Here is a 13131-nt window from a genome sequence, read left to right on the forward strand (position 1 = left end):
CCCAAAACACCACACTAGCCCCCCCCCCCCCCCTCGCCCTCTGGGGGCCCCCCCCGGCCCGGCCCCCCCCCGGCCCCCCCGCCCCCCCCCGGGGGCCCGGGGCCCAACGCCGTACCGGAGAGGCGCGAGCTCAGCGCCCCTCGAAGGCGGGCTTGCGCTTGGCGAGGAACGCCTCGACTGCTCCGGTGTGGTCGGCGGTCAGGCCCAGCTGGGCCTGGGCGTGCGCCTCGGCCGTGAGCACCGTCCCGAGGTCCAGGCCCCAGGACTGTGCGATCAGCAGCTTGGACGCGGCGTAGGCGGCGGTCGGCCCAGCCGCGAGCCGGGCCGCGAGCTCACGGCCCGCCGTACCGACGTCCGCGCGTGGGACCACGCGACCGGAGATCCCCCACGCGACGGCCTGCTGAGCGGTGAAGGACTCGCCGAGCAGGACGAGTTCCTTGGCCCGCGCCTCGCCGACCGCCCGGGTGAGCGTCATGGACAGCCCGGAGTCGCAGGTAAGCCCGATCCCGGTGAAGGCCGTCGCGAAGACGGCCTCCTCGGCGAGGACGCGCAGGTCGCAGGCCAGCGCGAGGGCCAGCCCCGCGCCGACGCACGTACCGTTGACGGCCGCGACGACCGGCTTGCCCATCGTGGCCACGAGCCGGATGATCGGCGCGTAGTCCTCCTCGACGGTGTCGAACGCGTGCTCCGCGTCGGCGCGCAGGGCGGCCGCGTGCTCGGCGAGGTCCTGACCGACGCAGAAGGCGCTGCCCGCGCCGGTCAGCAGTACGGCACGGACGGCGTCGTCGGACGCGGCCTCCTCGAGCGCCCGGCGCAACGCCGTCTTCGTCCCGGCGTCCAGCGCGTTGCGGCGATCCGGGCGGTTCAGGGTGAGAACGGCCACGGCCCCGTCACGCTCGAAGATGACCGTGGTCGCGTCACGTTCGAGGACGACCGGGGTCGCGTCCTGGCTGGGTGCGGACATGTCAGGCCTCCGGCGCGGACGTCGCCGGCCAGGTCTTCGCCACGAGGGTCAGCACGTCGTACGTGGCGACCGCCTGGCCGTCCTGGTTGGACACGACGGCGTCCCAGCGGACCTCGCCGTAGTCCGCGCCGCCGCGCGGAGTGATCTGCTTGACGGTCAGCGCCACGTCGATCGCGTCGCCGGGCTTGACCGGGGTGAGGAAGCGGAGTCCGTCGACGCCGAAGTTCGCCAGGACCGGTCCGGGTGCCGGGTCGACGAAGAGACCGGCGGCCAGGGACACGACGAGGTAGCCGTGGGCGACGATGCCGCCGAACAGCGGGTTCCGCGCGGCGGCCGCGGCGTCGGTGTGCGCGTAGAAGGTGTCCCCGGTGAACTCGGCGAAGTGCTCGACGTCCGCGAGCGTCACCGTCCGCGGCGCGGAGGCGATCGTGTCGCCCACGCGCAGCTCCGCCAGGGACTTCCGGAAGGGGTGGACACCGGAGTCGACGCGCGCGGCGCCCGTCGTCCACCGTCCGGTGATCGCGGTGAGCTGGTCCGGGGATGCCTGTACGGCGGTGCGCTGCATGTGGTGCAGGACCCCTCGGACGCCGCCGAGTTCCTCACCGCTCCCGGCCCGGCCGGGGCCGCCGTGGACCAGGACGGGCAGCGGCGAGCCGTGCCCGGTGGACTCCCCGGCGTCGTCCCTGTCCAGGACGAGGACGCGACCGTGCCAGGGCGCCAGCCCGAGCACGACGGACCGCGCGACCTGCGGGTCGTGGGTGACGACGGAGGCGACAAGACTCCCCTTGCCCCGTGCGGCCAGGGCGACGGCCGCCTCGACGCCGTCGTAGGTGAGCACGGTGCTCACCGGGCCGAACGGCTCCACGTCGTGCGGCTCGCCGGCGCCGGGGCGCGCGCGCAGCACGAGCGGGGTCATGAAGGCGCCGCGCTCGGGGTCGCCGTCGAGCAGGGCCGCGCCTTCGGGGTCGCCGAAGACCACCTCGGCACCCGCCGTGAGCGCTTCGACGGCCTTGCGCACCTCGTCGCGCTGGGCGAGCCCGGCGAGCGGGCCCATCCGTACGTCCGGGTTGCGCGGGTCGCCGACGGTCACCTTCGCCAGGCGGGCGGTGAGCGCGTCGACCACCTGGTCGGCCATCGCCTCGGGTACGAGCACCCGGCGGATGGCCGTGCACTTCTGCCCCGCCTTGACCGTCATCTCGGTGACGACGCCCTTGACGAACAGGTCGAACTCCGGATCATCCGGCAGCACGTCCGGCCCGAGGATCGAGCAGTTGAGCGAGTCGGCCTCGACGCCGAGCAGGACGCCGCCGTCGAGCACGTTCGGGTGGCGGCGCAGGACGCCCGCCGTGTGCGCCGAACCGGTGAAGGCGACGGAGTCCTGGATCGTCAGCTCGTCGAGCAGGCCACCCGCGCCGCCGGCGACGAGCTGGAGCGTCCCCTCGGGCAGGATCCCCGACTCGATGATCAGCCGGACGGCGAGTTCGGTGAGGTACGCGGTCTGGCTCCCGGGCTTGACGATCGACGGCAGCCCGGCGAGGAAGGCCGGAGCCAGCTTCTCCAGCATGCCCCAGACCGGGAAGTTGAAGGCGTTGATCTGCACCGCGACACCCGGCCGCGAGGTGTAGACGTGCTGGCCGACGAAGGTGCCGCCCTTGCCCAGGCGTTCGAGGCCGCCGTCGAGGAACACCGTGTCGTTCGGCAGCTCGCGGACCCCCTTGCTGGCGTAGCTGAACAGGGTGCCGATGCCGCCGTCCACGTCGACCATCGTGTCCCGTGAGGTGGCTCCGGTCCGTACGGACAGTGCGTAGAGCTCCTCCTTCCGCGCGATCAGGTGCTTGGCCAGCGCCTTGAGCAGGGCCGCCCGCTCGTGGAAGGTCAGGGATCGCAGCGCGGGTCCGCCGATGTCCCGGGCGTGCCGGACCATCGCGGCGACGTCCAGCCCCCGGCTTGAGATTCGCGCGACCTCCTCACCCGTGGCGGCGTCGAGCAGAGGTTGCCCGTCGTCCGCCGCCCGGAACCACCGTCCGGCGGCGTAGCTCTCCAGCAGCGCGCTCACGCTGTCTCCTCTCTGCGGTTCTGCGGTTCCGCGGTTGGCGGGGGGCATCGGTCCTCTAGAACATTCCCCGTCACCGCGACCTGTTGCGCGGGACCCCCGACCCATGCGATGGTATTACTGACCGAGCGATAAGTAAATACGACCGATGTCACCGATGCCTCGGAGGAACGATGACCACGACTCCGGCGGAGCCGGAACTGGAGGAGCGGCTGCAGGCCGGGTTCGACGCGACCATCGCGCGCAACGACCGGATCGAGCCCCGCGACTGGATGCCGGACGACTACCGCAGGACGCTCGTACGCCAGATCGCCCAGCACGCGCACTCCGAGATCATCGGCATGCAGCCCGAGGGCGCCTGGATCGGCCGCGCCCCATCCCTGCGCCGCAAGGCGATCCTCCTGGCCAAGGTGCAGGACGAGGCCGGGCACGGCCTCTACCTGTACTCGGCGTGCGAGACCCTTGGCGTCTCCCGCCTCGAGCTGACCGAGCTGCTGCTGGCCGGCCGGCAGAAGTACTCCTCGATCTTCAACTACCCGACACTGTCCTACGCCGACGTCGGCACGATCGGCTGGCTCGTCGACGGAGCCGCGATCTGCAACCAGGTGCCGCTCTGCCGCACGTCTTATGGACCGTACGGGCGCGCCATGATCCGCATCTGCAAGGAGGAGTCCTTCCACCAGCGGCAGGGCTACGAGCTGCTCATGACGATGATGCGCGGCACCGACGCCCAGCGTGCCATGGTCCAGGAGTCGGTCGATCGGTTCTGGTGGCCGTCGCTGATGATGTTCGGGCCGCCGGACGGCGAGTCCCCCAACAGCGCGCGGTCGATGGCGTGGGGCGTCAAGCGCAACTCCAACGACGAGCTGCGCCAACGCTTCGTCGACATGACGGTCCCGCAGGCCGACGCCCTCGGGGTGACGCTGCCCGACCCCGACCTGCGCTGGAACGAGGAGCGCGGGCACCACGACTTCGGCGACCCGGACTGGGCGGAGCTCGCCGCGGTCATCCGCGGCGACGGGCCGTGCAACGCCGAACGTCTGCGGCACCGCCGGACGGCCCACGAGGACGGCGCCTGGGTACGCGAGGCGGCGTCGGCATTCGCGAACCGCTCGACCGAAGCGAACGGCTCGACGTCGGCGGGCCCGTCCGACGAAGGCGGTGCGCGATGAGCCCCGACCGGCGGGAATGGCCGCTTTACGAGGTGTTCGTCCGTAGCAAGCGCGGGCTCAACCACGTCCACGTCGGGTCGCTGCACGCTCCGGACGACGCGATGGCCCTGCGGCACGCGCGCGACGTCTACACGCGGCGCAACGAGGGCGTGAGCATCTGGGTCGTACGGGCCGACGCCATCACGGCCTCCAGCCCGGACGAGAAGGATCCCTTGTTCGCGCCGAACGGCGACAAGGTCTACCGGCACCCGACGTTCTACGAGATCCCCGAGAACGTGCCGCACATGTGACCCGGCCGACCACTCTTCCGGCCATCCAGACCATTCACTCCAGTCCGAGCCACCCGATCCATCCAGTCCACTTCAATCCACCGACACGTCCGGAAGGCGGACCACCATGAGCGACGACCACGGCAGCGTCTTCGACGGCCTGATCGGCGGGGATTCCGCGCAGTGGGCGTTCGGCACCGATTTCGAGGACCCGCTGGCCGGCGTCGACACGACCGTGCCCGAGGGCGTCGACCACGCCGAACTCGCCGCGTACTGCCTCATGCTCGGCGACGACGCGCTGATCATGTCGCAGCGCCTGTCCGAGTGGTGCAGCCGGGCACCGGACCTCGAAGAGGACATCGCCCTGGCGAACATCGCCCTCGACCTCCTCGGGCAGGCGCGCCTGCTCCTGGCGCGGGCGGCCGCCGCCGACCCCGGCGTCGTGCCCGCCCTCCCGGAGGGCTCGCCGGTGCCCGCGGAGGACGCGCTGGCGTTCTTCCGTGACGCCGGGCAGTTCGGCAACGTGCGCCTGGCCGAGGTGGCGAACGGCGATTTCGCGCACGTCGTCGTACGTCTGCTGCTGTTCTCGGTGGCGCGGCTCGCGCTGCTGGAACGGCTGCGCGCGAGCACCGACACGGTGCTGGCCCACGTGGCGGCCAAGGGCGTCAAGGAGCTCACCTACCACCGGGACTGGGCGGCCCGCTGGTTCCTCACGCTGGCGCAGGGCACCGAGGAGTCGCGCCGCAGACTCGTCACCGCCTTCGGCGACCTGTGGCCGTACCAGCCGGAACTGGTCGCCACGCATCCCGTCGAGCGCTCGCTCGCGCGGGCCGGGGTCGGTGTCGACCCCGCGACCGTCCGCGCTGAGGTGGACGGCATCCTCGACCAGGTGCTCGCCATGAGCGGCGTCGTCCGCCCGGACCGTCCGCCCCTGGCGGGCGACGGCGGGCGGCACGGCACGCACACCGAGGCTTTCAGCGGCTTGCTCGCCGAGATGCAGGTGGTCGCACGCGCACACCCGAGCGGGCGCTGGTGACCGCCCAAGAGCGAGCCGCCGGGTTTGAGGGGGTGCCCGTGAGTGGCCGAGAGCGGGCCGTCGAGGTCGCCGGGCAGGTGCGTGATCCCGAGATGCCGATGCTGACCCTCGCCGATCTCGGTGTGCTGCGCGGTGTCGACGTCGAGCGGACAGCGGACGGCGACGAGGTCGTGGTCGCCTCGATCACCCCTACCTACACCGGCTGCCCGGCCATGGGCACCATGCGCGACGACCTGGTCCATCGGTTGACCGACGCGGGATTCCCCCGCGTCGAAGTGCGCGTCGTGCTCGATCCGCCCTGGTCGAGCGACTGGATCTCCGAGCGGGGACGGGCCGCCCTGCGGGAGGCCGGGCTGTCGGCCCCCGGCCCCGCCCGTCGGCAGAGCGGGCCGGTGGCGCTCACGCTCGGGCCGCAGCGGCTCGCCCCGGCCTGTCCGCGCTGCGCTTCGACGGCCACCCGCCTGGTCTCCGAATTCGGCGCCACCGCCTGCAAGGCCCTCTACAGCTGTACCGACTGCCTTGAGCCGTTCGAGCATGTCAAGGAGATATGAGATGAGCACGCTCGCGCCCGGCCGCGCGACGACCCGGGCGTCCGCCGCTTTCCACCAGCTGACCGTGGCGGCGGTCGACCACCTGTGCGAGGACGCCGTGGCGATCACGTTCGCGGTGCCGGAGGAGTTGCGCGAGGTGTACGACTTCCGGGCCGGGCAGTCGCTCACCCTCCGCCGCTTCGTGGACGGTCAGGAGCACCGGCGGTCCTACTCGATCTGCGCACCGGCCGGCGCCCCGCCGCGTATCGGGGTCCGCGAGATACCGGACGGGCTCTTCTCCTCCTGGCTCGTCCACGAGGTGGTGCCGGGAACGCGGATCGAGGTGCAGGCCCCGACCGGCTCGTGGCGGGCCGACCCGGCGCTGGGAGAGCGGCACCTGTGCATAGCCGCCGGGTCGGGCATCACCCCGATGCTGTCGGTCGCCTCCACGGTGCTGGCCCATCCCGGCGCCCGGGTGTCGCTTCTGTACGGCAACCGGACGAGCCGTACCGTGATGTTCGCGGAGGAACTCGGCGACCTGAAGAACCGGTACGGACCTCGGCTCCAGGTCGTCCACGTGCTGTCGCGCGAGCCACGCGAGGTCGAGTTGTTCTCGGGGCGGCTCGACGGCGACCGGTTGCGTCGCCTGCTCACCCAGCTGGTTCCGGTTGAGACGTTCGATCACGTCTGGTTGTGCGGGCCGCTGCGCATGGTCGAGGACGCGCGGACCGTACTCACCGAACTCGCCGTCCCCGCGCGGAACGTCCACGTCGAACTCTTCTATGCCGACGCGCCCCCGCCACCGCCGCGGCGGGCGGACAGGATGACGACCGGCGCGAGCAGCGTGCTGACGACGGTGCTCGACGGCCTGCGTACGACCTCTACCGTCTCCCGGGAGACGACGCTCCTCGACGGCGCCCAGGCGACGCGGGCCGACCTGCCGTTCGCCTGCAAGGGCGGGGTCTGCGGGACGTGCCGCGCGGTCGTCCGCGAGGGTGAGGTGGACATGCGCCGTAACTACGCCCTCGAAGAGTCCGAGGTGGCGGCCGGGTTCGTGCTCACCTGCCAGACGTTTCCCGTCAGCGAGAACGTTACGGTCGACTACGACGCCTGACCTTCGCTTTCACTGTCCGATGTTCTCTGCGTTTCCCGATCACAGGAGCTCTTCGTGACCGAAGCCTTCGTCGTCTCCGGCGTACGGACGCCGATAGGCCGCTACGGCGGCGCGCTGGCCCACGTCCGCCCCGACGATCTCGCCGCCCTCGTCGTGGGTGAGGCCGTCGCACGGGCGGACATCGACCCTGGTCTCGTCGATGAGGTGGTCTTCGGCGCGGCCAACCAGGCCGGCGAGGACAACCGCAACGTCGCCCGGATGGCCGCTCTCCTGGCGGGCCTGCCCGACACGGTGCCCGGCTTCACGGTCAACCGGCTCTGCGCCTCCGGCCTCACCGCGGTCGCGACGGCGCGCGCCCTCATCGCGGCGGGTGACGTCGATGTCGTCGTCGCGGGCGGGGTGGAGTCGATGACCCGGGCGCCGTGGGTGACCGAGAAACCGGCCAAGGCGTTCGCCAAGCCGGGTGCGTCCTTCGACACCTCGATCGGCTGGCGGTTCACCAACCCCCGTTTCGACGCCGCGACGACCGCCTCCATGCCGCAGACCGCCGAGACGGTGGCGCGGCGCTGGGGTCTGACCCGCGACGAGCTCGACGCGTTCGCGCTGCGCTCCCACGAGCGGGCCGTCGCGGCGATCAAGGAGGGCTGGTTCACCGACGAGATCGTCCCCGTACCGGTCGGCGCAGGCGTCGTCGACGTCGACGAGGGGCCGCGGCCGGACACGAGCCTGGAGCGGCTGGCCCGGTTGCGACCGGTCAACGGTCCTGACGGGGTCGTCACCGCCGGCAATTCCAGCTCGCTCAACGACGGCGCCGCGGCCGTCGTCGTGGTGAGCGAGCGCTTCCTCGAACAGTCCGGCCTGACCCCGCGGGCCCGGCTCGTGGCGGCGGCGAACGCCGGAGTGCCGCCGGAGATCATGGGGATCGGCCCGGTCCCGGCGACCCGCAAGGTGCTCGAGCGTACCGGGTGGAGCGTGGACGACCTCGACGCCGTGGAGCTCAACGAGGCGTTCGCCGCGCAGTCCCTCGCCTGCGTCCGCGATCTCGGGCTCGACCTCGACGTGGTCAACGCCGACGGCGGAGCCATCGCCCTCGGGCACCCGCTGGGCGCGTCCGGGGCCCGGATTCTCGTCACCCTGCTCGGCCGGCTCGAACGCTCCGGCGACCGGCGCGGGCTGGCGACCATGTGCGTCGGTGTCGGCCAGGGCAGCGCTCTCCTGGTGGAGCGGCCATGACGCTGATCGTCGAGGAAGGGGCCGACCGGGTCGTGTGGCGGCTCAACAGGCCCGAGGTCCGCAACGCGATCGACCGCGAGCTGGTCGCCGCGCTCCACCAGGCGTGCGCCGCCGTCGAAGAGGAGCCGCGCGTCGTACTCCTGACCGGCGAGGGGCCGGCCTTCGCGGCCGGAGCGGACATCGCCCAGCTCCGCGAGCGGAACCGGGACGACGCGCTGCGGGGCATCAACTCGAAGATCTTCGACCGCATCCACCGGCTGCCGATGCCGACCGTGGCCCTCATCGACGGGTACGCCCTGGGCGGCGGGGCCGAGCTCGCGTACGCCTGCGACTTCCGCATCGGCACGCCGCGCGCGCGGATCGGCAACCCGGAGACGGACCTCGGCATCGTCGCGGCGGCCGGCGCGGCCTGGCGCCTCGCCGAGCTCGTCGGGGAACCCCTGGCCAAGGAGATTCTGCTCGCGGGCCGTGTTCTCACGGCTGAGGAGGCGCGGGCCGTGTACCTGCTCAACGACGTCGTGGAGCCCGAAGACCTGCTGGCCGCGGGACATCGGCTCGCCGACCGCATCACCGCGCGGGCACCGTTGGCGACGCGGCTGACCAAGGCCGTCTTCCACGCCCCGCGGGCCGCGCACCCGTTCGTCGACGACGTCGCGCAGGCGGTCCTGTTCGAGACGGAGGAGAAACACACCCGCATGACGGCATTCCTGAACCGGCGACAGGAGCGAAGCTCATGACCGGCGACGCCCAGGCGCAGACGCAGACGCAGACGCAGTACGCGACCAGTGGTGCCCTGCCACGGACGGTGGGTGTCTTCGGCGGTGGGCGGATGGGGTCCGGGATCGCGCACGCGTTCCTGGCCTCGGGCAGCCACGTGATCGTCGTGGAGAACGGCCCCGAAGCGGCTGACCAGGCCAACGCCCGGGTGGGCGACAGCCTGGCCAAGGCCCACGCCAAAGGCAAGCTCGAGATCCCGCTACCGGACGCCCTGGCCCGGCTGCGGACGACCACCGATCCGGGCGACCTGGCCCCGTGCGAGCTCGTCGTCGAGGCGGTTCCGGAGGACGCGGCGCTCAAGACCGAGGTGCTCGCCCTGGTCGAGCGGCGGGCGCCGGACGCGGTGCTCGCCTCGAACACCAGCAGCCTGTCGATCGGCGGGCTCGCCGCCGCTCTGGCCTCGCCGGGCCGCTTTCTCGGGCTGCACTTCTTCAACCCCGTCCCGGTGAGCGACCTCGTCGAGATCGTCACCGGGCCTCACACCGAGCCGGCGCTCGTGACGCGGGCTCAGGAGTGGGTGACGGCCCTCGGCAAGACGCCGATCACCGTCGCGGACTCGCCGGGTTTCGCGAGCAGCCGCCTCGGCGTCTGCCTCGCGCTCGAGGCGATGCGAATGCTGGAGGAGGGCGTCGCGAGCGCGACCGACATAGACACGGCGATGACACTCGGCTACCGCCACCCGATGGGACCGCTGCGGACCACCGACGTGGTCGGACTCGACGTGCGGCTCGCGATCGCCGAACACCTGGCGCGCGAGCTGGGACCCCGTTTCGAGCCGCCGCGGATCCTGCGCGGCCTCGTGGCCGCCGGGCATCTGGGCCGCAAGACGGGCCAGGGCTTTTATGTGTGGTGAGCGGGCAGGCGCTGAGGTGGGCGCGGTCGCGCGGGCTGAGACTTCAGTGTCGGTCGCGTGGGCTGAGACTTCAGTGTCGGCGGGTCGCGCGGGGAGTTCAGGGTTGGTGGCGGGCCAAGCCGTCGAAGGCGATGACCGTGATGGCGTCGGCGACCGTCGCCGCGTCGTACACACCGTCCGGGCGATACCACTCGACCAGCGAGTTCACCATGCCGAACAGCAGCCGGCTCACGAGCGTCGGCGGTACGTCGTCGCGCAGCGAGCCCTCCGCGACGGCGTCCGCGACGAGCGCGGCGAGGCGGTCGTCGAGCCAGCGACGCCGCTCCAGGGCGGCCAGCTCGATCCCGCTGTTGCCGCGCACCCGGAGCAGGAGCGTGACGGAGGGCTGGTGTGCCACGAGCACCTCGACGCTGCGCCGCACCACCTCACGCAGGCGCTCGTACGCCGTCGCCCCGGCCCGATCGCGAGCGGCCGCGGTCACGACGGCGGTGAGCTCGTCGAGAGCGTCGTCCAATGCCTGGCTGAGCAGTTGCTCCTTGCTCGTGACGTGGTGGTAGATGGCCGGCTTCGTCAGTCCGAGCTCCTTGGCCAGGTCTCCCATGCTCGTGGCGTCGTACCCCTTGCGGTTGAACAGCTCCACGGCGGTGCGCAGGATCGCGGCCTGGTCGTAGCCGGGACGGCCACGACCACGGCGCGGGGTCGGCTCGGCGGGCTCGGTCGTCGTCACGAAAGAAGGATCTCACGGCAGCTCAGGCGCTCCGGTGGCCGCCTTGCGCCCTGACGGCCGGCCGCGCGCTCACGCCGGGAAGTCCTTGGGGTTGATCGAGGTGGTCCGCGCGTTGCCGCCCCTGACCGGGTTGAGGGTCAGAGTCCAGACGCTCCTTGAGGTGGCGGTCGTGGTGAACCTCAGCCGATCGTTGAACCGCTGGTACACGGCGCTCTGGCTGAACCTGCCCTTCGACACCCTGAACCGGGAGCCGGTGGTGAAGTAGACCCGGTACGTCCCGTCCCTGACGTCCCTGACGCTGGCGCTGGATCTGGCGCGTACGTAGATGCTGATCGCCTTGGTCCTGCCCTTGACCAGCGTGACGACGCCGTCCCTGGAGGTGCCGTTCTTGATCTTGAGCGTGCCCTGGCCGCCGCTGACGCGGTCGTACAGGATCTTGCCATTGCGAGGACGCGAAGCGGCGGCCGAATCGGCCGTCTGAGAAACCGAAGCGACGGTACGCTCGCCGGCCACGGTGGCGGCGGCCGGGGAAGCGGTCAGCAGGCCACCGGCCAGCGCGACGGCCGCGACGACACCGGTGCGTAATGGGGTTCCCTCGAGAAGTCTCTTCACCGTGAACATCTCCTTCGCGAACATCTTTTTGAGGGTCGCACGATCAGACCAAACATAGATCGCCTATCCGTTATCCACCAGGAGCCAGGAATTCGCGGCAAGCGATCAGCCGATTCACCCGGCGACGAGACAACCACCTTCGTGATAGTTGCGCATGGCGCTTGATTCCGTATCGTCCTCACCAGCGGCCCCGACGACCACGTAAGGAATGATCGACATGTCCGACGATGTGGCGCTACGCGTTTTCCAGGTGGTCGACACATTCGACCCCGACAAGTTCGCCCAGTTGCTGACCGAGGACGCCACGTTGGTGTTCGGCAACGCCGAGCCGACGGTGGGGCGCGCGGCCATCGCCGCCGGGCTGCGGACGTTCTTCTCCACCATCGGCGGCCTGCGGCACCGGATCGTCAGGAGCTGGCAGCTGGACGCCGACACCATCGCCGAGACCGAGGTCACCTACCGGCGACTCGACGGCAAGGACGTCAGCGTCGCGGCCGTGTCCATCTGGCGCACTCGTGACGACGGACTGATCTCGGACTACCGCATCTTCATCGACCTCGCGCCCGTCTACGCGGCTTAGTCAGGTCGGATCTCCGGCCCCACAAGATCGCCATAAACGGCGTGCGCCTTTACAAAGTAAATCAACATCTTGGGCGCTTTTCCCAATGCGTATTTCTACACGTTCCGTCGTTGAACCCGGCTGCTGCCGCACCCCGTACAACCGTGCGTCAACACAGCTATGAGCCTCACCCTCGAGGCGCTTGAAAGGGTCATCATGACGAAGCGCATCCTCACCGTCCCCGGCCTGGTTCTCGCTACCGCTCTGGTCGCAGGTGGCCTCGCGCCCACCGCGGCGCAGGCGAGTACGAGCTCCGATGTCTACCTGGCCGCCGCGCTGCAGGGCAAGAACGAGGTGCCCGCGGCGGGCGCGAAGGTCGGCGACAAGAACGGCAGCGCCATCGCCGTGTTCCGTATCCATGGCAACCAGGTCGATTACGCCATCCGCTGGCAGAACATCGCCGCCCCGACCGCGTTCCACATCCACCAGGGCAAGGCGGGCAAGAACGGCGACGTCAAGATCCCGTTCTTCGGCGAGGCGCTGCCCGGCAGCCTGAGCGCTGTGAAGGGGACCGTCAAGGTCAGCGACTCCGGCCTGCTCAACCGGATCACGAGCAACCCCAAGAAGTGGTACGCCAACCTGCACACCGGCGAGTTCCCCGGCGGCGCTGTCCGCGCCCAGCTCTACAAGATCCACCCGGTGGCGCTCGAGTCGGTGCTGGCGAACGGCTCACGCTCCACCCTCACCGCCTCGGCCGACGGCCGCCAGGAGGTCCCGGCGCCCGGTACGAAGGTCGGCGACAAGGACGGGCGGGCCGCCTGGCTCGTCTGGGTCAAGGGCACCCAGGTGCACTTCGCCACCGCCTGGAAGAAGATCGCCGCGCCGACGAACGGGCACATCCACCGCGGCAAGAAGGGCAAGAACGGCCCCGTGGTCGTGAACTTCTTCAGCGCCGCCAACGGCCTGCCCGCCGGGATCAACGGCATCGCGGGCACGGCGAGCACCTCCGCCAAGGTGGCCGGCGGGATCAAGCACAACCCGAAGAACTGGTACGTCAACCTGCACACCGGCGAGTTCCCCGGCGGCGCGGTGCGCGGCCAGCTCCACGGCGGCGGCTGGTAAGCCCCCCGATATCGCGCGGGCCGACCGATCAAAGTCGGCCCGCGCTTGTGCGTCTCGGCCGACCCCGCCGCTGACCAGGACTCCGCAGGACGACCCGCCCTCGGCGCGCG

14 protein-coding genes are annotated in these 13131 nt (G+C 71.2%); 10 read left to right on the plus strand and 4 right to left on the minus strand.

Annotated features, from left to right (window positions below):
- Window positions 1-130: 130 nt before the first annotated feature.
- Window positions 131-964 carry an enoyl-CoA hydratase-related protein gene (locus AB0B64_RS59700; RefSeq protein WP_358206143.1) on the minus strand — a complete coding sequence of 278 codons (834 nt, stop codon included), beginning with the start codon at window positions 962-964 and terminating at the stop codon, window positions 131-133.
- A gap of 1 nt (window position 965) precedes the next feature.
- On the minus strand, window positions 966-3020 hold the full coding sequence (gene paaZ / locus AB0B64_RS59705) for a phenylacetic acid degradation bifunctional protein PaaZ (RefSeq protein ID WP_358206149.1): 2055 nt from the start codon (window positions 3018-3020) through the stop codon (window positions 966-968).
- A 170-nt stretch (window positions 3021-3190) separates the two neighbouring features.
- Here paaZ and paaA point away from each other — a divergent pair, with 170 nt between their 5' ends.
- From paaA to AB0B64_RS59745, 8 genes are all read left to right on the plus strand, one after another.
- Window positions 3191-4189, plus strand: a complete 999-nt coding sequence (paaA, locus tag AB0B64_RS59710; RefSeq protein ID WP_358206155.1) for a 1,2-phenylacetyl-CoA epoxidase subunit PaaA — start codon at window positions 3191-3193, stop codon at window positions 4187-4189.
- The gene (gene paaB, locus AB0B64_RS59715) at window positions 4186-4479 is read left to right on the plus strand and encodes a 1,2-phenylacetyl-CoA epoxidase subunit PaaB (RefSeq protein ID WP_357952079.1); all 294 of its coding nucleotides are present in this window, start codon (window positions 4186-4188) and stop codon (window positions 4477-4479) included. Before paaA ends, paaB begins: the two co-directional genes overlap by 4 nt.
- A 106-nt stretch (window positions 4480-4585) precedes the next feature.
- Entirely contained in the window at window positions 4586-5494 is a 909-nt protein-coding gene (gene paaC / locus AB0B64_RS59720; RefSeq protein ID WP_357952078.1) for a 1,2-phenylacetyl-CoA epoxidase subunit PaaC, read from the plus strand.
- Between the two features lie 38 nt (window positions 5495-5532).
- Window positions 5533-6045 (plus strand): 1,2-phenylacetyl-CoA epoxidase subunit PaaD, encoded by a 513-nt coding sequence (gene paaD / locus AB0B64_RS59725; RefSeq protein WP_358206170.1) that lies wholly within the window; start codon window positions 5533-5535, stop codon window positions 6043-6045.
- Window position 6046: 1 nt separating this feature from the next.
- Window positions 6047-7138, plus strand: a complete 1092-nt coding sequence (gene paaE, locus AB0B64_RS59730; protein ID WP_357952076.1) for a 1,2-phenylacetyl-CoA epoxidase subunit PaaE — start codon at window positions 6047-6049, stop codon at window positions 7136-7138.
- Between the two features lie 54 nt (window positions 7139-7192).
- Entirely contained in the window at window positions 7193-8371 is a 1179-nt protein-coding gene (locus AB0B64_RS59735) for a thiolase family protein (protein WP_358206175.1), read from the plus strand.
- Complete coding sequence (locus AB0B64_RS59740) at window positions 8368-9108, plus strand: enoyl-CoA hydratase/isomerase family protein (RefSeq protein ID WP_357952074.1); 741 nt, start codon at window positions 8368-8370, stop codon at window positions 9106-9108. Before AB0B64_RS59735 ends, AB0B64_RS59740 begins: the two co-directional genes overlap by 4 nt.
- Window positions 9105-10001, plus strand: a complete 897-nt coding sequence (locus tag AB0B64_RS59745) for a 3-hydroxyacyl-CoA dehydrogenase family protein (RefSeq protein ID WP_358206185.1) — start codon at window positions 9105-9107, stop codon at window positions 9999-10001. Before AB0B64_RS59740 ends, AB0B64_RS59745 begins: the two co-directional genes overlap by 4 nt.
- A 97-nt stretch (window positions 10002-10098) precedes the next feature.
- On the opposite strand, the gene AB0B64_RS59750 is transcribed toward AB0B64_RS59745, so the two are convergent.
- Both AB0B64_RS59750 and AB0B64_RS59755 read right to left on the minus strand, forming a co-directional pair.
- Window positions 10099-10728 carry a TetR/AcrR family transcriptional regulator gene (locus tag AB0B64_RS59750; protein ID WP_357952072.1) on the minus strand — a complete coding sequence of 210 codons (630 nt, stop codon included), beginning with the start codon at window positions 10726-10728 and terminating at the stop codon, window positions 10099-10101.
- Window positions 10729-10797: 69 nt separating this feature from the next.
- On the minus strand, window positions 10798-11340 hold the full coding sequence (locus tag AB0B64_RS59755; protein WP_357952071.1) for a hypothetical protein: 543 nt from the start codon (window positions 11338-11340) through the stop codon (window positions 10798-10800).
- Between the two features lie 217 nt (window positions 11341-11557).
- Between AB0B64_RS59755 and AB0B64_RS59760 the strand changes: the two genes are divergently transcribed.
- Entirely contained in the window at window positions 11558-11920 is a 363-nt protein-coding gene (locus AB0B64_RS59760) for a nuclear transport factor 2 family protein (protein ID WP_358206196.1), read from the plus strand.
- Between the two features lie 195 nt (window positions 11921-12115).
- Complete coding sequence (locus tag AB0B64_RS59765; protein WP_358206202.1) at window positions 12116-13021, plus strand: CHRD domain-containing protein; 906 nt, start codon at window positions 12116-12118, stop codon at window positions 13019-13021.
- Window positions 13022-13131: the final 110 nt, after the last annotated feature.

It is taken from the genome of Nonomuraea sp. NPDC049129 (genome assembly GCF_040648495.1).
In the GTDB taxonomy this organism is placed as follows: Bacteria; Actinomycetota; Actinomycetes; order Streptosporangiales; family Streptosporangiaceae; genus Nonomuraea.